General features: G+C 42.6%; 21 protein-coding genes. 15 read left to right on the top strand and 6 right to left on the bottom strand.

The window, feature by feature from the left end; all coding sequences use genetic code 11:
* Window positions 1-63: 63 nt before the first annotated feature.
* The 4 genes from JFU56_RS17935 (at window position 64) to JFU56_RS17920 (ending at window position 2,962) form a co-directional block, all read left to right on the top strand.
* Complete coding sequence (locus JFU56_RS17935) at window positions 64-1,266, top strand: multidrug effflux MFS transporter (RefSeq protein ID WP_198438636.1); 1,203 nt, start codon at window positions 64-66, stop codon at window positions 1,264-1,266.
* 86 nt (window positions 1,267-1,352) lie between these two features.
* The gene (locus JFU56_RS17930) at window positions 1,353-1,598 is read left to right on the top strand and encodes a YdcH family protein (protein ID WP_198438635.1); all 246 of its coding nucleotides are present in this window, start codon (window positions 1,353-1,355) and stop codon (window positions 1,596-1,598) included.
* A gap of 72 nt (window positions 1,599-1,670) precedes the next feature.
* Window positions 1,671-2,279, top strand: a complete 609-nt coding sequence (cobO, locus tag JFU56_RS17925) for a cob(I)yrinic acid a,c-diamide adenosyltransferase (protein WP_198438634.1) — start codon at window positions 1,671-1,673, stop codon at window positions 2,277-2,279.
* Window positions 2,279-2,962: a YceH family protein gene (locus JFU56_RS17920; RefSeq protein WP_198438633.1), complete on the top strand. Its 684-nt coding sequence runs from the start codon at window positions 2,279-2,281 to the stop codon at window positions 2,960-2,962. Before cobO ends, JFU56_RS17920 begins: the two co-directional genes overlap by 1 nt.
* Before the next feature lie 114 nt (window positions 2,963-3,076).
* Here JFU56_RS17920 and JFU56_RS17915 read toward each other — a convergent pair whose 3' ends face one another.
* Window positions 3,077-3,952: a LysR substrate-binding domain-containing protein gene (locus JFU56_RS17915; RefSeq protein WP_198438632.1), complete on the bottom strand. Its 876-nt coding sequence runs from the start codon at window positions 3,950-3,952 to the stop codon at window positions 3,077-3,079.
* A gap of 177 nt (window positions 3,953-4,129) precedes the next feature.
* On the opposite strand from JFU56_RS17915, the gene JFU56_RS17910 reads away from it, so the two are divergent.
* The 11 genes from JFU56_RS17910 to recG all read left to right on the top strand — a co-directional run bounded on the left by JFU56_RS17910 (window position 4,130) and on the right by recG (window position 16,369).
* Window positions 4,130-5,386 carry a dicarboxylate/amino acid:cation symporter gene (locus JFU56_RS17910; protein WP_198438631.1) on the top strand — a complete coding sequence of 419 codons (1,257 nt, stop codon included), beginning with the start codon at window positions 4,130-4,132 and terminating at the stop codon, window positions 5,384-5,386.
* An 89-nt stretch (window positions 5,387-5,475) separates the two neighbouring features.
* On the top strand, window positions 5,476-6,075 hold the full coding sequence (locus JFU56_RS17905) for a TetR/AcrR family transcriptional regulator (RefSeq protein WP_198438630.1): 600 nt from the start codon (window positions 5,476-5,478) through the stop codon (window positions 6,073-6,075).
* Between the two features lie 119 nt (window positions 6,076-6,194).
* Window positions 6,195-7,427, top strand: a complete 1,233-nt coding sequence (locus JFU56_RS17900) for an NADH:flavin oxidoreductase/NADH oxidase family protein (protein ID WP_198438629.1) — start codon at window positions 6,195-6,197, stop codon at window positions 7,425-7,427.
* 167 nt (window positions 7,428-7,594) lie between these two features.
* Window positions 7,595-7,954, top strand: a complete 360-nt coding sequence (locus tag JFU56_RS17895) for a glutathione S-transferase N-terminal domain-containing protein (RefSeq protein ID WP_198438628.1) — start codon at window positions 7,595-7,597, stop codon at window positions 7,952-7,954.
* Between the two features lie 286 nt (window positions 7,955-8,240).
* Window positions 8,241-9,371 (top strand): S-(hydroxymethyl)glutathione dehydrogenase/class III alcohol dehydrogenase, encoded by a 1,131-nt coding sequence (locus JFU56_RS17890; RefSeq protein WP_198438627.1) that lies wholly within the window; start codon window positions 8,241-8,243, stop codon window positions 9,369-9,371.
* A 134-nt stretch (window positions 9,372-9,505) separates the two neighbouring features.
* On the top strand, window positions 9,506-9,835 hold the full coding sequence (locus JFU56_RS17885) for a multidrug efflux SMR transporter (protein ID WP_017222388.1): 330 nt from the start codon (window positions 9,506-9,508) through the stop codon (window positions 9,833-9,835).
* 126 nt (window positions 9,836-9,961) lie between these two features.
* Complete coding sequence (gene gmk / locus JFU56_RS17880; protein WP_198438626.1) at window positions 9,962-10,588, top strand: guanylate kinase; 627 nt, start codon at window positions 9,962-9,964, stop codon at window positions 10,586-10,588.
* A 59-nt stretch (window positions 10,589-10,647) separates the two neighbouring features.
* Window positions 10,648-10,923, top strand: coding sequence for a DNA-directed RNA polymerase subunit omega (gene rpoZ, locus JFU56_RS17875; protein ID WP_019441233.1), 276 nt, complete (start codon window positions 10,648-10,650; stop codon window positions 10,921-10,923).
* Between the two features lie 255 nt (window positions 10,924-11,178).
* Entirely contained in the window at window positions 11,179-13,302 is a 2,124-nt protein-coding gene (spoT, locus tag JFU56_RS17870; RefSeq protein WP_198438625.1) for a bifunctional GTP diphosphokinase/guanosine-3',5'-bis pyrophosphate 3'-pyrophosphohydrolase, read from the top strand.
* A gap of 182 nt (window positions 13,303-13,484) precedes the next feature.
* On the top strand, window positions 13,485-14,171 hold the full coding sequence (trmH, locus tag JFU56_RS17865) for a tRNA (guanosine(18)-2'-O)-methyltransferase TrmH (RefSeq protein WP_198438624.1): 687 nt from the start codon (window positions 13,485-13,487) through the stop codon (window positions 14,169-14,171).
* A 125-nt stretch (window positions 14,172-14,296) separates the two neighbouring features.
* Window positions 14,297-16,369 carry an ATP-dependent DNA helicase RecG gene (recG, locus tag JFU56_RS17860; protein WP_198438623.1) on the top strand — a complete coding sequence of 691 codons (2,073 nt, stop codon included), beginning with the start codon at window positions 14,297-14,299 and terminating at the stop codon, window positions 16,367-16,369.
* A gap of 28 nt (window positions 16,370-16,397) precedes the next feature.
* Here the strand turns inward: recG and JFU56_RS17855 are convergent, their stop codons facing one another.
* The 5 genes from JFU56_RS17855 to typA all read right to left on the bottom strand — a co-directional run bounded on the left by JFU56_RS17855 (window position 16,398) and on the right by typA (window position 21,830).
* The gene (locus tag JFU56_RS17855) at window positions 16,398-17,297 is read right to left on the bottom strand and encodes a bifunctional GNAT family N-acetyltransferase/hotdog fold thioesterase (RefSeq protein WP_198438622.1); all 900 of its coding nucleotides are present in this window, start codon (window positions 17,295-17,297) and stop codon (window positions 16,398-16,400) included.
* Between the two features lie 40 nt (window positions 17,298-17,337).
* Window positions 17,338-17,775, bottom strand: coding sequence for a D-aminoacyl-tRNA deacylase (gene dtd / locus JFU56_RS17850; RefSeq protein ID WP_198438621.1), 438 nt, complete (start codon window positions 17,773-17,775; stop codon window positions 17,338-17,340).
* A gap of 61 nt (window positions 17,776-17,836) precedes the next feature.
* The gene (gene pip, locus JFU56_RS17845; protein ID WP_198438620.1) at window positions 17,837-18,811 is read right to left on the bottom strand and encodes a prolyl aminopeptidase; all 975 of its coding nucleotides are present in this window, start codon (window positions 18,809-18,811) and stop codon (window positions 17,837-17,839) included.
* Window positions 18,812-18,918: 107 nt separating this feature from the next.
* Window positions 18,919-19,905 (bottom strand): virulence factor BrkB family protein, encoded by a 987-nt coding sequence (locus JFU56_RS17840; RefSeq protein WP_198438619.1) that lies wholly within the window; start codon window positions 19,903-19,905, stop codon window positions 18,919-18,921.
* 107 nt (window positions 19,906-20,012) lie between these two features.
* Window positions 20,013-21,830 (bottom strand): translational GTPase TypA, encoded by a 1,818-nt coding sequence (typA, locus tag JFU56_RS17835; RefSeq protein ID WP_198438618.1) that lies wholly within the window; start codon window positions 21,828-21,830, stop codon window positions 20,013-20,015.
* Between the last annotated feature and the right edge of the window lie 62 nt (window positions 21,831-21,892).

Raw genomic sequence — 21,892 nt, 5'->3', positions numbered from 1 at the left:
CATTCATACCATGCTTTACGTAAACTGCCTCGCATTAATCCATGCCTTTATTTGAGAATAACAATGCGCCGAAATATATTACCTATTTTGATGGCCATGGTGGTGTTAAGCCCCCTCGCTATCGATATCTACCTGCCGTCAATGCCAACCATGGCTACTGAATTTCAGGTATCCTCAAGTGAAGTACAGTCAACCTTAGTATTATTCTTATTTGCTATGGGTGTTGGCCAGATATTAATTGGCCCACTGGCAGATCGCTTTGGTCGCCGCCCAGTCGCTGTTGGTGGTGTCATCCTCTATTGCCTAAGCAGTCTACTTGCTGCTGGCGCGGCTGAATTTCATTGGCTACAAATAGCACGCGTACTACAAGGCATCGCGGCTTGCGCCACTTCAATTGTGGTGTTTAGTGCTGTACGTGACAGCTTCGATTCTAAAGTAAGTGCGCATTATTACAGTTATTTAAACGGCGTGATCTGTGTTATCCCTGCATTAGCACCGACACTCGGTGGTCTATTAGCACTGCAGTTTGGCTGGCGTTCAACATTTATCTTCATGGCGATATACGGTTTAATCATCCTTGCACTCATCATAAAGAAATTACCTGAGACACGTCCAGACAATACCGACACATCCGGTTCACTGTATCACTGGGACCGCTTTAAGCCTGTATTACACGACTCGCACTTTATGTTTTATGCCATTGCTTGCATGGTGGGTATGGCTTCAATCTTAACCTATGTATCTTATGCACCCGATTGGTTAATCCGCCACTTAGGCATTGCAGAACTTGAGTTCAGTGGTTTATTTGGATTAAATGCCATCGTTAACATCGCCGCCTGTTTTGCAGCGCCACTCGTCATTAAGCGCTTTGGTAATCGCCCTACCGTTATTATCGCGCTACTCGCGTTATTATCATCTGCAGCATTACAGTTAATGGTACAACAATGGGGACCAACGGCAGGCATGGCAGCCGCATTTGCCTTTATGTTACCTATGATGCTGCTTTGCATTGGTTTTGCTTTATTGCTTGGTCCAGCAACCAGCATGGCATTAGCCGCATTTGGCGAGCGTGCAGGCACCGCTGCTGCGATGTTAGGTTGTATCCAAATGAGTGGTGCAGCACTACTTGCAGGCTTAATCCAACAAACTGATTTAACAGCACCTTATGCGGTTATCGTATTGATGGGCGGCTTGTCTCTGGTATTACTGGCTATCATGCTAACGCCACGTCTTAACCATTGGCATCAAGAACAAACTCAGCATTAGATGCCGCAATGAACGGGTTCGACTACACTGAAAGAATCCGTTCATCACTTTATCTTGAAGTAACTTGGAGATATAAGGCCATCATAATGCAAAATGAAAAACACCCGTTACACCTCGAGTTTCCAGACCACGCTATCGATATCGCAAAATTAAAAAGCGATAACCCCGAATTTACCACCCTAGCCAAAGAATATCATCAGCTCGATCATCAGATTCATGGCCTTGAAGCCAGCGGAATTCCAACCACAGACAGTCACTTTAGCGAATTAAAAAGTCGCCGCGTAGCCTTAAAAGATCAGATTTATCAAAAGCTCATTCAAGGTGATTTTTAATTTCCCTACTTCCATTTAGCCATAAAAGCCTTACACTGAAGTTAACTGTACGAGGCATTAAAGGAATTCGGAATGACGGAAGAAAATAGCCAAAGCAAACATCAACAAAAGATGCAAAAGATCCAAAGCACTGTCGCTAAGCGTGTTGATAAAGCCACTGAAGAACGTGGTATTTTGATCGTGATGACAGGTAATGGTAAAGGTAAAACCTGCGCAGGTTTTGGTAATGTGATCCGCTGTATTGGCCATGGCTTTAATGCCGGTGTAGTGCAATTTATCAAAGGTACTTGGGAAGCAGGTGAAGTTAAATTTATCCAGCAAGTGCGTCCCGACATGCCTTATCATGCAATGAAGACTGGTTTCACTTGGGATACCCAAGACAAAGCTGCCGATATTGCCGCAGCTGAAGCAGCATGGCTTCACGCCAAAGCAATGCTCGCTAATCCAGATCTTAAAATGGTATTGCTCGATGAACTGACTTACATGCTCAGTTACCAATATTTAGATCATGAAGAAGTACTGAGTGCTATTCGTAACCGTCCTGTTGATCAGACGGTTATCGTCACAGGTCGCAGTGCCCACAAAGACTTAGTCGCAATCGCCGACACAGTGAGTGAAGTAAGAGAAGAGAAACACGCTTTTCGCTCAGGTATTAAAGCTCAAATAGGGATCGACTGGTAATGGATGAACTATCACTACATGAAACCCGCGTCTTAGGTGCGTTAATCGAAAAAGAACACACGACTCCAGATAATTACCCGTTATCGTTAAACTCGTTAACGTCTGCATGTAACCAAAAAAGTAGCCGTGAACCAGTACTTTCGCTTAGCCAAGGTGAAGTACAAAACATTGTTGATGATTTAGTCAAAAAGCACTTAGTGATTAATGATGAAAACGGCGGTAAGCGCAGTGCTAAAATTCGTCATCGTTTTGGTAATACAGAGTTCAGTAAACTTCGTTTTAACCCACAACAATTAGCTATTTTGACGCTATTATTTTTACGAGGTCCACAAACATCGGGTGAACTAAGAACCCGCTCTGCACGTCAATGTCAGTTTAATGATGTACAAGAAGTTGAAACGACACTGGATCAGTTGGTCAATCATGAACAAGGTCCATTTATCGTTAAACTAGCTAAAATTCCGGGACAAAGTGCTTGTCGCTATGCCCACTTATTCAGTGGTGAAGTCAGCTCGACAGCAGGAACTGGAACTGAAGAAAATAGTACAGTTCAAACGATGGATCAGCGTTCTGATGAAAATAACGCATTATCAACTCGAGTCGATGAACTTGAGCAAGAAGTCGCAACGCTTAAAGCACAGCTAACTGAATTACAAGAAACCGTTAGCGCCTTAATCGACTAGTACTGATAACTTATAAAAATAAATCATAAAAAGGGAGTCAAACACGATGACTCCCTACTTCACTATCAACTTATCTACCTGTAATAAACCATGCAAATAACGATATTATTATCATTAATTTATCGCCAACTCTTTGGCTAAGTAATCCACCAACATGCGTACTTTCGGCGACAGATGGCGATTTTGCGGATATAAAGCCCACACAGCATCATCTGGTTCGCGGTAATTGGGCAGCAATTCAATTAGCTGACCTTGGTTAATATATTCCTGCACATAATAATCTGGCAATTGCACAATACCGACACCTTTCAATGCCGCATCCACTAATACCGGACCACTGTTACAACTAAAATTGCCTTTTACGCGGATATTTCTAGCTTTGCCTTTTTCTTGAAAACGCCAGTAATCTAACGTGCCAGATAAGCAATTATGACGGTCTAATTCTGACAGCGTATGCGGGGCACCAAAGGCACTTAAGTATTCAGGTGCAGCGCAAACATATTGCTTACGGGTCGCCAATCGCTTACCAATCATTGATGAATCGCCTAATTGACCGAGACGAATCGCTAAATCAAACCCTTCATCAATTAGATCAATTTGCTGATTAGATAATACTAATTGCACTTCTAATTCAGGATACTGAGTCACAAAATCATTCACGAGTGGTGCGACGCTGCGTTCGCCGTAAGTAATTGGCGCCGTTATTTTTAACTTACCTTTTGGCGTGCTTTGTAAATTACTGATAGCACGTTCTGCATCAGCTAAACCGTCCATCACCTGACGACAATGCTGATAATAGATACCGCCTACTTCAGTCACTGATACTTTACGCGTGGTTCGATAGAATAACTTTGCTGATAATCGTTCTTCAAGTGCCGAGATCTGTCGACTCACTTGTGCCGTCGAGATCCCTAAACGCTTTGCCGCTGCGGTAAAACTTTCGGTTTCTGCAACCGCAACAAATTCACTGACACCAGACCAATCACTCATCAACATATTCTCTTATTCAACTGTTAGGTAACAATTATAAGTTATTAGCGACAATAAACCTAAATTATTACTATGCAGTAAAAGTGATTTGCTTATCCAGCTAATTATCATCAGACCATAACTCCAATATAATCTCGCCTTCATTACTGATATCCAGTAACTCTAACGAGAAAGATTATGCTATCAACTATCAAGCGTTCATTGCCCTTGCAACTACTCATAGCCGCGATGCTGGCTTGGGTCTTTGCCACAATAATGCCCACTGTAGCCAATATTACCGAACCAGTTGCCGAACAAACTTGGTATCAATTAATCTTGTTAGGCAAGACCACTTATATCGGTTTACTGAAAATGGTTATCGGCTTAGTGGTAATGCTATCGTTGATGCAGGGTATTACCAATATAGGTTCAACGCTAAAGTTAAAAACCTTAGGCGTCAGCACCCTCGCCTTTTACAGCTTAACGTCGATTATCGCGATCAGCCTCGGCCTCGGCGCTGCGTTACTCATGCCAGAATGGCAACCACTTATTGAGCCAGTTGTTGTTGCTGACCACATTAATTTAATTGAACAAGATACGGTAACAGGCTCAAGTATTACGGCTAAATTATTGGCCATGGCGCTAGTGAATCCTTTTTCAGCCCTGGTTAACGGCAACCTGTTAGCGATTGTTTTATTCTCATTGTTATTTTCGGTATCGCTATTACGTTCGCTGCCACAAAATCATGTGCTATTTACTGTTATTGCAGGTTTGAATGACGGTTTAAATAAATTAGTACAGAGCATCATTCGTCTCGCTCCTATAGCCGTATTCGCCATTGTATTTGAGTTTACAATTACAGGTAATAACGGTTTATTTGGCCAATTGGCACTCTTCGCTTTACTGGTATTTGTACTCACCCTTATTCACGGCGCCATTGTATTACCAGCGCTGGCTAAAATTTTTACGGGCATCAAATTCAGCACCTTATTTAAAGCCATATCCGCACCACTGGCGATGGCGTTTGCTACATCATCAAGCTCTGCAACACTGCCCTTATCAATGCAAGTAGCAGAAAATGAGCTTGGCGTATCACAAAGTACCAGCAGTTTTGTATTACCGCTTGGCGCAGTGATGAATATGGATGGCACAGCCTTGTTTGAAGGTGTCGCTGCGATCTTCCTTGCGCAGTTATTTGGCATTGATTTGAGCACTACTGGCATCGTGATGATTTTTATTATGGCAATGGTTTCATCTGTCGGTGCACCCGGAATGCCATCTGGCTCGATGTCAGGCATGCAATTAGTGATGCTAGCCGCCGGTATTCCATTAGAAGGTATCGCGATCTTGCTTATTATCGAACGTCCACTCGATACATTCCGGACTGCAGTAAATGTGGAAGGTGATTTGATTGCAGCCCTAGTTGTTGATAAATGGCAACAGGACAAAATATAACCGCGCCTTATAGCGGGATAAGATAGGAGGAGATAAGCCTCCTACCTTTAATAATTGCATTTCAAGACGATCGGTCATAGAATAGCCAAATGCCAAGACCTAAACAAAATGAACATACCCGCGAAGCCCTGATTGAAGTTGGTATCAAGCATATCTCTCAACACGGTTATCACGGCACTGGGATTAAACAGATCCTAGATGAGCTAAAAGTACCGAAAGGGTCCTTTTATAACTATTTTAATAGCAAAGAAGCCTTTGTTGCCGAGCTAATCGAAGCCGATATGCACGCCAATGCCAAAGAAATTCAACCGCTATTGGATGACGCAAACCTCAACCCAATTGAAAAATTGCGGGCGCTATTTGAAAAAGGCCGCCAAAAGTACACCGAGAATCAAGGTAAGCAAGGCTGCTTAGTGGCAAGTGTCGCTAACGATATTGGTGATTCAAGTGCATTATGCCAACAGGCAATGCAACGTTCGGTGAAGGCGCTAAACATCTTATTATCTGGATTAATTCGCGATGCACAAGCACAGCAATTGATCCGCACAGACTTACCAGCCAAACAGCTTGCGACATTAATGTGGACAGCATGGGAAGGTAGTTTAATCGAAATGAAGATCGCCGGTAATACCGATAATCTAACGCAGATCACCGACTTCATTTTTGATGATATTTTAAAATCGAACTAATTAGTTAGTTAACAAAAACAAGTAAACAGACACGATATTATGAGCCAAATTGTAATATCGTTTTTTTGAGCCAAGACCAAGACGACCGGTCTAATGATTTATTTAAAGCAGGGTTAATAATGACTACAGCAATTACATTACAACAAGGTTTTACCTTAAAAAATGGCACGTTTATTAAAAACCGTTTATTTAAATCGGCGATGAGCGAGCAACTTAGTGATGCGAAACACAACCCATTACCAGGTCTAGCTACACTGTATCGTGCTTGGGCTTTAGGCGGTTTAGGATTATCAATTACAGGTAATCTCATGGTTGATCGCAACGCGCTTGGCGAACCAAAACAAGTCGTCTTAGATGAACAAAGTGATTTAACTGAATTTAAAAACTGGGCTCAGCAAGGTAGCCTTAACGATACGCAGTTATGGGCGCAGCTAAATCACCCCGGTAAACAGACCCCGAACTTTATTAATAAAGAACCTGTTGCGCCATCAGCTATCGCATTAACCAATGGTTTGGAAAAAGGTTTTAATACCCCACGCGCCTTAACCGAATCAGAAATTTTAAACATTATTGGTCAATTCCAAACGAGTGCCAAACTGGCTAAGCAAGTTGGTTTTACAGGCGTACAAATCCACGGCGCCCACGGTTATTTAGTCAATCAATTTTTGTCTCCACGCCACAATCAACGTGACGACCAATGGGGCGGTAGCATTGAAAACCGTATGCGCTTTGTATTATCAATCTATCAAGCAATACGTGCCGAAGTCGGTGATGAGTTTCCAATTGGCATTAAACTAAATTCAGCCGATTTCATGCGTGGTGGTTTTACCGAAGAAGAATCAATGCAAGTAGTAAAAGCGTTGTCGGATGCGGGAATCGATCAGATTGAAATCAGCGGTGGTACCTATGAAAGCCCAACGATGACCGGCCACAAAGTTAAAAAATCAACCTTAGCCCGTGAAGCTTACTTCCTGAGTTATGCTGAAAAAGTACGTGCGATCACCGACACACCGTTAGTAGTAACAGGCGGTTTCCGTTCAAGTAAAGCCATGTTGTCAGCACTGCAAAGCAATGCCACTGATTTTATCGGTATCGCGCGTCCAATGTCGTTAGATACGCAACTGCCGAATAAATTAATGGCGTCTGCTGAACATAAGATTAACCTACCGAACTTAACCACAGGCGTTAAAGCCATTGATCGTATAGCGATGTTAGACATTACTTGGTACGAAGCCCAACTTGCCCGAATTGCTAAACAGCAACAACCTAAAGCAAATTTAGGCACTTGGCCGGTATTCTTCAAAACCATCTATGGCGCAGGCATCTACGCATTTAGAAAACGCCGTGCTTAATCGCAACGAATACACTATCTATAAACCTGATTATAAAGAATAACTAATCAGATCGGGACCTAGGACCTTTGTTGAGAGACACAAGTGTTGTTCTGGGCGTCGCCTAATTGGCTATAAATGTGTTAGCATACCGAAAAATACACCCCATTTTCACAAGGTATTTATTCATGAAAGTTGTTCGCTGGCTACTAGGCCGTCTTATTTTAACGCTTAATTTCATCTTTTCACCAAAAAGCATGAAACGTCCTGCAGAAGAACAAGCAAAGGTTGATAGCGAGATCAATAACATGTCTCTTTACCAATTTGAAGCTTGCCCATTTTGCGTCAAAGTACGCCGCAGCATGAAGCGTTTAAACCTAGATATTACTGTACGCGATGCAAAAAATGATGCGACGTTTGGTAATGAATTAGAGCAAGAAGGCGGTCGCCGTAAAGTACCTTGCCTACGCATTGAAGAAAATGGTCAAGTGCAATGGATGTATGAATCAAATGACATCATTGCGCATTTAGAAAAGAAATTTGCTTAATTAAATGGCGTCCAGCCAAATTAATTAATGCCTGAAAGCCTGATAGCAATATCAGGCTTTTTTTATGATAAATAAAACCGCCCCGCAGTAAAGTCCCTGTATACCAACGATTCGACCTCAATTTTAAGCTAATCACTGCTAACACCCATTCATTATTACCACGCGGTAAAAGTAATTTACTATTTCATGGGATTATCAATATCTCAGAAATAACTATAATGGCTCCAACAAAACGAGGGACCTCAGTGTTACCTCCCAAATGACAATATAAATTAGCGAGAACAACATGACTGATAAATTTATTAAATCAAAAGCGGCAATTGCTTGGGGCCCTAACCAACCACTTTCTATTGAAGAAGTAGATGTAATGCTACCCCGCGCTGGCGAAGTATTAGTGCGCATCATCGCAACTGGCGTATGCCACACTGATGCATTCACTATGTCAGGTGATGATCCAGAAGGTATCTTCCCAGTGATTCTTGGCCATGAAGGTGGTGGTATCGTTGAACAAATCGGTGAAGGCGTAACAAGTGTTGCTGTTGGCGATCATGTTATCCCACTTTACACACCAGAATGTGGTGAGTGTAAGTACTGTAAATCAGGTAAAACGAACCTTTGCCAAAAAATTCGTGAAACCCAAGGTAAAGGCGTAATGCCAGACGGTACGACGCGTTTTTACAAAGACGGTCAGCCAATCTTCCATTACATGGGTTGCTCAACGTTCTCTGAATACACAGTATTACCAGACATCTCGCTAGCAAAAGTAAACAAAGAAGCACCGCTAGAAGAAGTTTGTTTATTAGGCTGTGGCGTTACAACTGGTATGGGCGCAGTGCTTAATACAGCAAAAGTACAAGAAGGCGACACTGTGGCTGTATTTGGTCTAGGTGGTATCGGTCTTTCTGCAATCATCGGCGCACAAATGGCAAAAGCAGGTCGTATTATTGCTATCGATATTAACGAAAGTAAATTCGAACTAGCACGCCAACTAGGCGCAACAGACTGTATCAATCCAAAAGATTATGACAAACCAATTCAAGACGTGATCGTTGAACTAACAGATGGCGGTGTTGACTACTCATTCGAATGTATCGGTAACGTAGACGTAATGCGCTCTGCATTAGAATGCTGCCATAAAGGTTGGGGTGAATCAGTCGTTATCGGTGTCGCCGGTGCTGGTCAAGAAATCTCAACGCGTCCGTTCCAGTTAGTAACGGGTCGAGTATGGCGTGGCAGTGCATTCGGTGGTGTTAAAGGTCGTTCAGAATTACCAGAAATTGTAGAACGTTACATGGCTGGTGACTTCAAACTAAACGATTTTATTACTCATACGATGGGCTTAGAAGACATTAACGAATCGTTTGAATTAATGCACAAAGGCGAAAGTATTCGTACTGTCATTCACTTCGATAAATAGCATTTGCTACAAATTACTTTTATTAAAAATAATTTAATAAAGAATCGTGATCTATCCGTCTTCGCATGCAGCCAGTATGTGAAGGCGTTTTTTTAATCATCAATTTTCTATAAACAAAGTGAGCAGGTATCGTTATGGGTTGGTTATTTCTTTTATTAGGCGTATTGGCTGAAGCAACATCACATGTAGCACTGAAAGCCACCAACGGATTTAGTAACTTTTGGCCAAGTGTCATTGTTATTTTTGGTCACCTGCTCGCGTTTTTATTTCTAGGCCAAGCCGTTAAAAACTTACCCGTCGGTATTGTCCATGCTTCATGGGCTGGTTTAGCCATTATTTTAGTTACTTACATGTCGAGCTTAGTTTACAAGCAACACCTAGATACTAAAGTTTGGATCGGCATGTTATTTATCGCTGTGGGCATTGCGCTTATCAACCTATCATCAACGCCACACACGCATTAAATCGATCAACTCAGCAGTTTACCGCTCTTTTTTGTGGTCGTTATTAAGTAAACTATTAAAGCAGTTTAATTCCTCCTAATATTTATGCTATCTTGGGTCGCTTTTAAATCCTATTAAAGGCTCATCATGGCACGTAAAGGCACTCTATTTATTGTATCCGCTCCAAGTGGCGCAGGAAAATCAAGTCTTATCAAAGCACTTTTAGATGCAAACCCAAGCAGCGATATGAAAGTGTCTGTCTCTCATACTACCCGAGATATCCGCCCTGGTGAAGTTGACGGTACCCATTACCACTATATTCCAGTAGCTGATTTTAAAGCGCAAATCGAAAATAATGAATTTTTCGAATGGGCTGAAGTATTCGGTAATTACTATGGTACTTCACGTGTAATGATTGAAAACACCCTGGCTCGTGGTATTGATATTTTCTTAGATATCGATTGGCAAGGTGCACGTCAAATCAAAGAACAGATAGCTGATGCGCGTGGTATCTTTATCCTACCGCCAAGCCGTGAAGAACTTGAACGTCGCCTAAACAGCCGCGGTCAAGACAGTGATGAAATCATCGCAAGCAGAATGGCTGAAGCAGAAGCTGAAATGTCACACTATAATGAATATGATTACCTGATCATTAATGATGATTTCTCGACCGCTCTTGAAGACCTACACGCGATTGTGCGTGCAGAACGACTTGGTTCAGCAAAGCAAGCTGCGAAAAACAGCGTGATAATGAAAGATTTGCTGGTTAAGTAGGCAAAAATAAAGTATAGTTTCTCGTCATTTTTTAGACTTAATTCACTGGGAGTTCCTGCATGGCACGCGTAACCGTAGAAGATGCTGTACAACAGGTTGGTAATCGTTTCGACCTAATATTAATGGCGGCACGTCGCGCTCGTCAATTACAGATTAATGGCAAAGAGCCTTTGGTAGCACCAGAGAATGATAAGCCGACTGTAATCGCACTTCGTGAAATTGAAGCAGGTCTAATGAGCAACGAATTAATGGATGCTGGCGACCGTCAAGAACAGCAAGAGCACGAAGCACAGCAAGTTGCAGCAGTAGCAGCAATTGCTGAAGGCCGTGGTTAATACCGAATCATCTCTTTGATGGTTTGATAAAAAAGGTGCATATTGCACCTTTTTTAATGCCTGAGATCCGTCAGATGATGGATTATAGAGTTTTATGTATGTTTAAAGCTCTACCCTCTAAATGGCTAATGCTAACTTGAATTAGCATAAATATGACCAAGATGTAAATTTAAAGGTGCAATTAACCCCACTTTTGATAATCTTGCTAATATTATCATCTCATTTATATCAACTTTTTCAGTAACGAGGCTGTACTTGCATATATTCGCAAATTTGAAAGCAACGACATCAACCTATCTATCGGTTGAACAAGTCGAACTCATTGAGCATGCTTATTTAGTCGCGCGGGAAGCGCACTTACCTCAAAAAAGAAGCACAGGTGAACCTTATATTATTCATCCTGTTGCCGTTGCTGAAATTCTGGCTGATATGCGTCTTGATCATAAAACCATTATGGCAGCCCTGCTCCACGATGTGATTGAAGATACGCCAACGACCCAAGAAGACCTTGCTTCATTATTTGGCAATACCGTTGCCGAATTAGTCGAAGGTGTCTCTAAGCTTGATAAACTAAAATTCCGCGATCGCAAAGAAGCTCAAGCAGAAAATTTCCGTAAAATGTTCATGGCAATGGTGCAAGACATTCGCGTTATCTTAATCAAACTCGCCGATCGTACGCACAACATGCGCACCTTAGGCGCATTAAGACCTGACAAACGCCGTCGTATAGCTAGCGAAACATTAGAAATTTTCGCGCCAATTGCTAACCGCCTTGGTATTCATAATATTAAAAATGAATTAGAGGAACTGGGGTTAGAGGCTATGTACCCAATGCGTTACCGCATTCTGACTGAATCGGTAAAATCTGCACGTGGTAACCGCAAGGAAGTCATGTCCAACATCCGTCAAGAAATTGAAGGCCGTTTAGAAGAAGCAGGCGTACCAGCGGAAACCCATGGCCGCGAAAAGCTAATCTTTAGTATCTATAATAAGATGAAAAAGAAACGCGTTCAGTTCCATGAAGTTGTTGATATTTATGCCTTCAGAATCATCGTTGACGATCTTGATACCTGCTATCGCGTACTCGGTCAAATGCACAGTTTGTACAAGCCGAAGATAACGCGCTTTAAAGATTACATAGCCATTCCAAAAACCAATGGCTATCAGTCCCTGCATACTTCATTAGTCGGCCCACACGGCGTACCACTAGAAATTCAAATCCGAACTAAAGATATGGATCTGATGGCTGACCGTGGTGTTGCTGCGCATTGGTCATATAAGCAAGGCGCTGACAAGATTAATACCAACGCTCAATTGCGTGCACAAAAATGGATGCAAAGCTTACTGGAACTACAACAAAGTGCTGGTTCGTCGTTTGAATTTATTGAAAGTGTGAAAACCGATCTGTTCCCAGATGAAATTTATGTGTTCACACCAAAAGGTAAGATCATTGAATTACCTCGTGGTGCAACGCCTGTCGACGTCGCCTATTCTATCCATACCGATGTTGGGCATACTTGTGTCGGCGCGCGCGTTAACCGCCAGCCACACGCACTTAGCCAACCATTAAAAAATGGTCAGACAGTTGAAATTATTACCGCACCTGGTGCACGTCCAAATGCAGCATGGCTAAACTTTATTGTCACAGGCAGAGCACGTGGTCGCGTTCGTCAACAATTGAAAAACATGCGTACCGAAGATTCTATTATTTTAGGTCGACGTCTCCTAAATCATGCTCTTAATGGCGTGAAGATTGAAGATATTGCCCCTGAAAATTTAGTTCAAGTTCTGGCTGATACCAAATGTGAAACCCTCGACGATTTACTTATCGAAGTTGGTTTAGGCAATATCATGAGTATTCTGGTCGCACGTCGTCTACAAGGTCGAGTTGATGAACTGACCGATCTAGCACCACGCTCTGAAGAACAAGACAAAATGCCAATTAAAGGCGCGGAAGGTATGTTGGTGAGTTTTGCTAACTGCTGCCACCCAATTCCTGGTGACCCGATTGTTGCGCACTTAAGTCCAGGCAAAGGGCTAGTGGTACATATTGAGACTTGTCGTAATATCCATGGTTATCAAAATGAACCGGATCGTTATATCCCCGTTGAATGGGATGACAATATTGATCCAAGCCAAGAGTTCAAAACCGAGATCCGAATTCAAGTTGTTAATCACCAAGGTGTATTAGCAAAACTAACCAATACGGTTGCTGCGACAGGAGCGAATATTCACAATATCGTCACCGATGAAAAAGATGCGCGCGTTTATAATGTCGATATTCTGATCACCGCTAAAAACCGTAAACATGTCGCCGATGTAATGAAAAAGATCCGCACCCTGCAAGATGTATTGAAAATATCACGCAGTTACAACTAAGCAGCATCATCGCGAACTACAATTAATCGCGATGACGTGAATCGCCAAGGTCTTGTACTCAATGCCTTGGCGATATATTTACATTCAACTATCTCAAACCCAGTGAAGCTAACAGCAGATACTCGCATTAGCCGATTATTTGGGTATAATACCTCGCCAATTAAATCTTATAGAGTAAGACCATGACCCCAGAACGCTTAGAACGCATTACTAAAATGCTACAACACCGCCAACCAGACCTTACTGTTTGTATGGAAGCAGTGCACAAACCACATAACCTTGCTGCAGTAGTAAGAACCTGTGATGCTGTCGGTGTCAACAATGTTCACGCGGTATGGTCTGTACGCCCAACAAAAGTATCAGGCGGCACTGCAACTGGCAGCCAAAATTGGGTCAAAGTACACTCTCACGATAACATTGCAGAAGCAATTAAAGCGCTAAAAGCACAGGGTATGCAAGTGCTTGCAACAAACCTGTCGGATAATGCAGTTGATTTTCGTGAAATTGATTACACGAAACCAACCGCTATTTTAATGGGTCAGGAAAAAACCGGTATCAGTCCAGAAGCATTAGCACTAGCCGATCAAGACATCATCATCCCGATGGTTGGCATGGTGCAATCATTAAACGTATCTGTAGCAACAGCGACGATCTTGTATGAAGCACAGCGCCAACGTGACAATGCCGGTATGTACCAGGGCGAAAGCAAATTATCTGCTGAAGAACAACATAAAACATATTTTGAAGGTGGCCACCCTATCTTCGCAAAAGCATGTAAACGCAAAGGTTTAGCTTACCCAGCATTAGATGAAGAAGGTCAAATTGTGGCTGACGAATCTTGGTGGAATGCACTGCGTAGCGCTAACTAAGCAGTTAAAATATAGCTTTGTATTTTATCCCAAAATGCAAAGCTAGCATGATCCATATTGAAGTGGCTTGAGTATAAATCTTCTGATAATATATGTTTATATGTACAGTAGATTCTTGAGTGATTATGCGATTAGATAAGATCCCGGTTATTGAATTAAAAGGTGTCGGCGCTAAAATGGCCGAAAAATTAGCGAAACTGAACCTAGTTACCGTTCAGGATTTGCTTTTTCACCTTCCTAGCCGATATCAGGATCGTACCACCATCTATCCCATCCAGGACCTATTACCCGGTCTGCACGGCACTATCGAAGGCGAAATCGTCAGTTGCGATGTCACCTTTGGCAAGCGCAAAATCATGTCTTGTAAAGTCAACGATGGCACAGGCATTATCACGCTGTTGTTTTTTCACTTTAATGCCGGACAAAAAAACAGTTTCAATGTCGGTAAAACCATTACCGCGTTTGGCGAATTCCGCCGTGGTCGCTTTGGTTATGAAATTGTCCATCCTGAATATAAACTCGCGCATGCCAGCACCTCAGAAATGAGCGAAGAAACGCTGACCCCTGTTTATCCTTCAACCGATGGTTTAAAACAGCTAACACTGCGTAACCTGACCGACCAAGCGCTGCAGCATCTCAGCCAAACTACATTGCAAGAGCTACTACCGACAGGCCTTTATACTGGCCAAATTGAATTAAACCATGCCATCCAATTATTACATCGACCAACACCCGATGTATCGCTGGAACTATTAGAGCAAGGTCAGCACCCGGCCCAGCAGCGCTTAATCATTGAAGAACTGCTGGCGCAAAACATCAGCATGCTGCAATTGCGTAAAAAAATGCAGCAACATCCGGCCGTCAAACTACAGCCAAGCAAAACGATCACCGATAAGTTTTTATCACAATTGCCATTCACACCGACTAACGCACAGCAACGCGTCGTTAAAGAGATCCAGCAGGACCTCCAGAAAGCCTACCCTATGATGCGCTTGGTTCAAGGTGACGTTGGGTCAGGTAAAACCCTTGTAGCAGCCTTAGCGGCGCTTCAGGCTATCGGTAATGGCTATCAAGTGGCATTGATGGCGCCAACTGAGATATTAGCCGAGCAACACGCGATTAACTTTAAAGCTTGGTTCAATCTATTAGGCATTAAAGTGGGCTGGTTGTCAGGCAAACAAAAAGGCAAAGCACGCGAAGCAGAGCTGGAATCTATCGCCAGTGGCGAGACGCAGATGATTGTCGGTACCCATGCTATTTTTCAGGATGCAGTGCATTTTTTAAATTTAACACTCGTTATCATTGATGAACAACACCGTTTTGGTGTTGAACAGCGTCTTGCGCTACGTGAAAAAGGCGCAGTCAGCGGTTTATACCCACATCAGTTATTTATGACAGCAACCCCGATCCCACGCACCTTAGCCATGACCGCCTATGCTGACTTAAACACCTCAGTCATTGACGAATTACCTCCGGGGCGAACGCCTATCACCACTGTCGTCATGCCAGATACCAAGCGCAGTAAGATCATTGAACGGGTGCAGTTAGCCGTTAAAAATGAAGGTCGTCAGGTATATTGGGTATGTACCTTAATTGAAGAGTCTGAAGTATTAGAGGCGCAAGCTGCTGAAGATACAGCGAATGATTTACAAAAACAATTACCTGACTTACGTATTGGTTTAGTTCATGGTCGAATGAAAGCCATTGAAAAACAATACGTCATGGCTGCATTTAAGAACAAAGAATTAGATTTATTAGTGGCGACGACTGTCATTGAAGTTGGCGTTGATGTTCCGAATGCGAGTTTGATGATTATCGAAAACCCAGAACGCTTGGGTCTGGCGCAATTACATCAATTACGTGGACGTGTTGGCCGTGGTAAAGTCGCCAGCCATTGCGTATTACTGTATCATGCGCCACTTTCTGATACGGGCAGTAAACGTTTATCAGTATTGCGAGAAACCACCGACGGCTTTAGAATTGCGCAACGCGACCTTGAGATCCGTGGCCCCGGCGAGATGCTTGGCAGCAAACAAACCGGTATTGCCGACTTAAAAGTGGCTGATTTAGTGCGCGACCAGCAATTGATACCTTTGGTACAAAATATTGCCCGCCACTTATTACAGCAACATCCTGACAATGCCCATGCGATCACCCAGCGTTGGATGGCCGACAAAGACATTTATTCTAACGCCTAACGCTGTTTTAAGCGCTAAGTCATAAGACCTAAGCACCGACAGGAAGCACTACAAAGGTTGCACTAAACACCGCAGCCAATTTAGGACCACTGTAAACATCAACATCAATATCCAACTTGGCGTTGCGCCCTTCTAGTAACTCAAGCAAACTGCCTTTCATACGGTATTTATGTGCGACCGCAAACGGCTCAAGGTTAATCGGTCGCTTATAATGGATATTACCTTTAGACAGGACAATGTTGCCCATTAAGCCCTGCTCTTTCAGCATCAGCCAAACCAACCCCCAACCCGTTAAGGTCGCTTGGCTATAAATACTGCCTGCAAACATCGTATCGTGAACGTTGACGTTCGCGTTTAATGGGGCAGAGGTTTCAAACCGCCAGCCGCTATATTGGCGAATGTTAATGCCCATATGCTGACTGATTGGGATCTTAGTCGCCCACTCGTTTTGCAGTTCTGCGCACCAACCTGGATGGCGTAATATCTTATCCATCGCGCTGACTTCTTTAATCATCTGACGATGACGAACGCCTTCACTAATTTGGCCACTACCGACTAAAGAAAACCCACATTTTTCATAAAATGGCACAGCTTCAACACGTGCATTCATCACGATACGTTCACTACCGGCTTTATACGCTTCATCTTCCAACGCGGAAATCAGCAAACTACCCAAGCCTTTCTTACGATGATTGGGATCCACAGCCATATAATGAATTTGCGATTCGTTCACACCCGCGGTATAAATACGACCGCAGGCGATAGGCGTCCCAGTATTATCCAAGATCATACGATGCTCACTGTGCTCATCATAAATGTCTTTTTCAGTACCACGTGGACGCTGTAAAGGTGCTCTTAGCAGCGACCAGCGTAAATGATAATAATCTTCTAACTCTTGTTCCGTTTCAGGTACGTGCACGTGAAACATAGTCTCTCCTTGTCTATTACTATCACTCATGGTCTGCTACTTAGACCTGCAGCCAAAAAGTAACCGGTCCATCATTAACTAACGACACTTGCATATCAGCGGCAAAACGCCCTGTCGCTGTCGTTATTTCTTTCTGCTTACATAGCCCAACAAAATGTTCATATAAATGATTCGCATCAGCAGGCGCGGCGGCCGTCGAAAAGCTCGGACGCGTGCCAGAATTAGTATCCGCGGCAAGGGTAAATTGCGACACAACTAACAATTCACCGTTAACTTGTTGCACATTCAAATTCATCTTATCGTCGGCATCACTAAACACACGATACGCCAGTAATTTCTCACATAAACGTTTTGCTTTGGCTTCAGTATCGCCTTTTTCAACGCCGAGGAATACCAATAATCCCTGTTCTATTTTACCAATCACTTCATTTTCAACGCTTACATCTGCTTTACGCACACGTTGGATCAATGCAATCATGCCTTGCCTCAATAATCATTATTAAATATTAATGTTATTGATAATACCGAAATGGCTGAAATTAATCACTGACAAACTCATAGTCGATGATCTCAGCCATGAGTTCGGTTGCTTTTCGTAACGCATCGATCATGCCGGGCTCACAATCGAAGTGCCCAGCATAAGGCACGATAAACAATTGCGCGAGTGGTAAACGTTGACATAATCCATAAGCAGGGCCGAGTGGATTAGAAATATCAAAACGGCCATGGACCATGATCATCGGCACTTGCGCTAATAACTCACAGTGTTTAAAAATATAATTATCGCTAATAAAACAATGCTGGGAGAAATAATGACACTGTAGCGTCGACATACTTAATGCCACATCAGCATCTATCAAGTCCACTTTACTGCGAAATTCAGGATGAGGATTACCAATTTGTGCCTGCCATTCCACCCACGCTTTGGCAGCAGTCATTTTTTCGATCTCATTATCACTGACTAACAACTGGCTATAGGAGGATAGTAGTGCGGTATAATCATTGCCATTCGCATGACTCAATAAATGATGAAAATGCTCAGGAAAGAGCTGCGCGGCACCACCTGAAGCTGAAAATTGCCAAGCTAAATCCTGATTTCGCGCTAAAAAGACACTGTGTAGTATTAATCCCTGAACCTTATCTCGGTGCTTTAAAGTGTATAACAATGCCAAGGTAGCGCCCCAGCCTTCTCCAAATAATACACAGCGCGGAATAGCCAATAAGGTTAAGATCGCATTGATATCCTCCAACAAGTCTTGCGTCGTATTATCATCAACACATGCATACGGCTTAGACCCCCCACAGCCGCGCTGGTCGAATAAAATAATACGGTATAGCTTTGGGTCGAATAAACGTCGGTCATCCTCCATAATGCCCTTACCGGGACCATCATGAAGAAATATAAGCGGTATGCCGTCCGGATTTCCCACTTCCTCAATATAAAGGCAATGTTGGGCATTCACAGGTAAATAATGTTCAGCATAATGCTGGATGGCGGGGTACAGTCCAATCATAGTCTTCTCAACCTCCTTTCCCGCAACAAAGGACACAGAGGTTGATAGTTGAAACCTAACATCAGCAAATACAATGTTATCGCGTTAGCGAGTTTAAATTGTCTTACTTAGTCAGCACTGTCATCCATAGAACGGTGTTTTTGCTGCTGGTTATGTGACTGTTGTTGGCGTTCTGATTCTATTTCTGGTTCTATTTCTGATTGTAGCGCTTTGAGTTTTAACTGCTCAGTGAACTCGGTTAATGACGCCGTAATTTCAGCGCCTAACAATACGATTAACCAGCACACATAAATCCAAACCAGTAAGATAGGTATAGTTGCTAATGCGCCATAAATCACTTCATAAGACGGAAATTGTACTAGATACCAAGCAAAGATACGCTTTATCGCTTCAAACAATAGCGCACTAATACAAGCCCCAATAAACGCATAACGCAGTGGCACATGGCGATGTGGGATCACTACATACATGACAAATAACCCTAAAGTACCAAGTAACGCTGGGATTAATTTTAATAAGCTTACCGACCCAGTGACTTCAGTGACATCTGCTACAAATGACAAGGATAATAAATAAGACGAGATGCCTAAACTAATGGCAATGAACAGCGGTCCAAACGTTAAGATAAGCCAATATACCGCGAACGATAAAAAGAAACTGCGATCTATTTTACAACGCCAAATATGATTAATGTGCTTATCGATAGTGTTAATCAGCAACAATGCCACCATAAATAACGCCCCAGAACCGATAGAGGTCATCTTTCCGGTATTGGCAACAAAACCTTCGATATGGCCCTGCACAGCACCAGTCGCATTCGGTACTAAGTTAGTATATAAAAAAGATTCTACGCTTTGCTGCCATGTTTCAAAAACAGGGAACGCTGACATCACAGAAAACAAGACGGTAATTAAAGGCACCAGAGAAAGTAGCGTGGTATAAGCGAGAGAACTGGCGTTTACTGTGATCCGATCATCACTGACGCGCTTACCGAAATAACGTAAGAAGGCAAAACAAGTTAATAAGAATAACCAGATTGTGGTTTTTGTTTTAGCAATGAATACCAGCGATTGTTGATAAGGTGAAATAACCACAGGTTCCGTCCTTGGTAGTTTGAAGGTAAAAAAAAAGGTGATACCTAAGTATCACCTTTTTTTGTAATAGCGCCAAGATTATTAATTCATAACCTTGTTAACTATTATTATTTAGCTGGACGGCTAGCACGTTTACGTTCGTTTTCAGTAAGAAGTTTCTTACGGATACGAATGCTTTTCGGTGTAACTTCAACTAACTCATCGATGTCGATGAATTCAAGCGCTTGCTCAAGCGTTAGAATGATTGCTGGTGAAAGCGTTTGTGCTTCATCAGTACCAGACGAACGAACGTTAGTAAGCTGTTTACCACGAATACAGTTAACTGTTAAATCGTTAGCACGGTTATGAATACCAACAATTTGACCTTCGTATACTTCTGTAGCGTGACCTAAGAACAGGCGACCACGATCTTGTAAGAAGAATAGAGAGTAAGTTACAGCTTTACCAGTTTGGTTACAAACTAATACACCGTTTTGACGTTGACCAATTGTACCGCCTTTATGTGGGCCGTAATGATCGAAGCTATGGTATAGAAGACCAGAACCTGAAGTCATTGTTAAGAATTCAGTTTGGAAACCGATTAAACCACGGCTTGGGATGATGAAGTCTAAACGAATACGACCTTTACCATCTGGAGTCATGTTAGTTAGTTCCGCTTTACGGATACCTAACTGTTCCATAACAGAACCCTGGTGTTGATCTTCACAGTCAACAGTCAATGTTTCCATTGGTTCGTGTAGCTTACCGTCAATCATACGTTCGATAACTTCAGGACGAGATACTGCTAGCTCGAAACCTTCACGACGCATGTTTTCAATTAAGATACCTAAGTGAAGTTCACCACGGCCAGATACTTTAAATTTATCTGGATCAGCAGTTTCTTCTACTTTAAGTGCAACGTTATGTACTAACTCTTTGTTTAGACGGTCAAGGATGTTACGTGAAGTAACAAATTTACCTTCTTTACCACAGAATGGTGAGTTATTTACTTGGAACGTCATTGTTACAGTTGGTTCATCAACTGATAATGCTGGAAGCGCTTCAACATTGTTCTGTGCACAGATAGTGTCAGAAATTTTAAGTTCGCCTAAACCAGTGATTGCAATGATATCGCCCGCTTGTGCAAGTTCAACATCATGACGTTCAAGACCTAAGTAACCTAATACTTGGCCAACTTTACCTTTACGTTCTTTACCGTCAGAACCAACAATAGTAACTGCTTGGTTAACTTTAACAGAACCACGTGAGATACGACCAACACCGATCACGCCAACGTATGCGTTGTGATCAAGTTGCGAAATTTGCATTTGGAAGTCACCGTCACGATCGCCTTCTGGTGCAGCAACACCGTCAACAATAGCTTGGAATAAAGGTTCCATGTTTTCAGTTGCTTCTTCTGATTCAGCGTTAGCCCAACCATTTAGTGCAGAAGCGTAAACAACTTTAAAGTCTAGCTGTTCATCAGTCGCGCCTAGGTTATCAAACAAATCGAAGATTTGATCCATTACCCATTCAGGACGAGCACCAGGCTTATCAATTTTGTTGATAACAACAATTGGCTTAAGACCGTGTGCGAATGCTTTTTGTGTTACGAAACGCGTTTGTGGCATAGGACCATCAACAGCATCAACGATTAGGCAAACACTATCAACCATAGACATAATACGCTCAACTTCACCACCGAAATCGGCGTGTCCTGGAGTATCTACGATGTTGATACGGTAATCTTTCCATGTAATTGCAGTATTCTTAGCAAGAATTGTAATACCACGTTCTTTTTCAAGATCGTTAGAATCCATTACACGTTCTTCATTACCACCACGTGTTTCTAAAGTACCTGACTGTTCTAATAACTTGTCAACTAAAGTCGTTTTGCCGTGGTCAACGTGAGCGATAATCGCAATATTGCGTAGTTTATCTAGCACTGTGATGCCTCTATGTTTTTATATGGGTAAAAATTAGGCAGTATTGTAACCGCCTCGCTGTG

This window comes from Moritella sp. F3 (genome assembly GCF_015082335.1).
Lineage (GTDB): Bacteria > Pseudomonadota > Gammaproteobacteria > Enterobacterales > Moritellaceae > Moritella.
This window is presented reverse-complemented; position numbering and strand designations above follow the sequence as displayed.

Bases quoted from the DNA above. Each gene is read 5' to 3' on its own strand.
- JFU56_RS17935 (WP_198438636.1), top strand. From the start codon at position 64: ATGCGCCGAAATATATTACCTATTTTGATGGCCATGGTGGTGTTAAGC.
- JFU56_RS17930 (WP_198438635.1), top strand. From the start codon at position 1,353: ATGCAAAATGAAAAACACCCGTTACACCTCGAGTTTCCAGACCACGCT.
- cobO (WP_198438634.1), top strand. From the start codon at position 1,671: ATGACGGAAGAAAATAGCCAAAGCAAACATCAACAAAAGATGCAAAAG.
- JFU56_RS17920 (WP_198438633.1), top strand. From the start codon at position 2,279: ATGGATGAACTATCACTACATGAAACCCGCGTCTTAGGTGCGTTAATC.
- JFU56_RS17915 (WP_198438632.1), bottom strand. From the start codon at position 3,952: ATGAGTGATTGGTCTGGTGTCAGTGAATTTGTTGCGGTTGCAGAAACC.
- JFU56_RS17910 (WP_198438631.1), top strand. From the start codon at position 4,130: ATGCTATCAACTATCAAGCGTTCATTGCCCTTGCAACTACTCATAGCC.
- JFU56_RS17905 (WP_198438630.1), top strand. From the start codon at position 5,476: ATGCCAAGACCTAAACAAAATGAACATACCCGCGAAGCCCTGATTGAA.
- JFU56_RS17900 (WP_198438629.1), top strand. From the start codon at position 6,195: ATGACTACAGCAATTACATTACAACAAGGTTTTACCTTAAAAAATGGC.
- JFU56_RS17895 (WP_198438628.1), top strand. From the start codon at position 7,595: ATGAAAGTTGTTCGCTGGCTACTAGGCCGTCTTATTTTAACGCTTAAT.
- JFU56_RS17890 (WP_198438627.1), top strand. From the start codon at position 8,241: ATGACTGATAAATTTATTAAATCAAAAGCGGCAATTGCTTGGGGCCCT.
- JFU56_RS17885 (WP_017222388.1), top strand. From the start codon at position 9,506: ATGGGTTGGTTATTTCTTTTATTAGGCGTATTGGCTGAAGCAACATCA.
- gmk (WP_198438626.1), top strand. From the start codon at position 9,962: ATGGCACGTAAAGGCACTCTATTTATTGTATCCGCTCCAAGTGGCGCA.
- rpoZ (WP_019441233.1), top strand. From the start codon at position 10,648: ATGGCACGCGTAACCGTAGAAGATGCTGTACAACAGGTTGGTAATCGT.
- trmH (WP_198438624.1), top strand. From the start codon at position 13,485: ATGACCCCAGAACGCTTAGAACGCATTACTAAAATGCTACAACACCGC.
- recG (WP_198438623.1), top strand. From the start codon at position 14,297: ATGCGATTAGATAAGATCCCGGTTATTGAATTAAAAGGTGTCGGCGCT.
- JFU56_RS17855 (WP_198438622.1), bottom strand. From the start codon at position 17,297: ATGTTTCACGTGCACGTACCTGAAACGGAACAAGAGTTAGAAGATTAT.
- dtd (WP_198438621.1), bottom strand. From the start codon at position 17,775: ATGATTGCATTGATCCAACGTGTGCGTAAAGCAGATGTAAGCGTTGAA.
- pip (WP_198438620.1), bottom strand. From the start codon at position 18,811: ATGATTGGACTGTACCCCGCCATCCAGCATTATGCTGAACATTATTTA.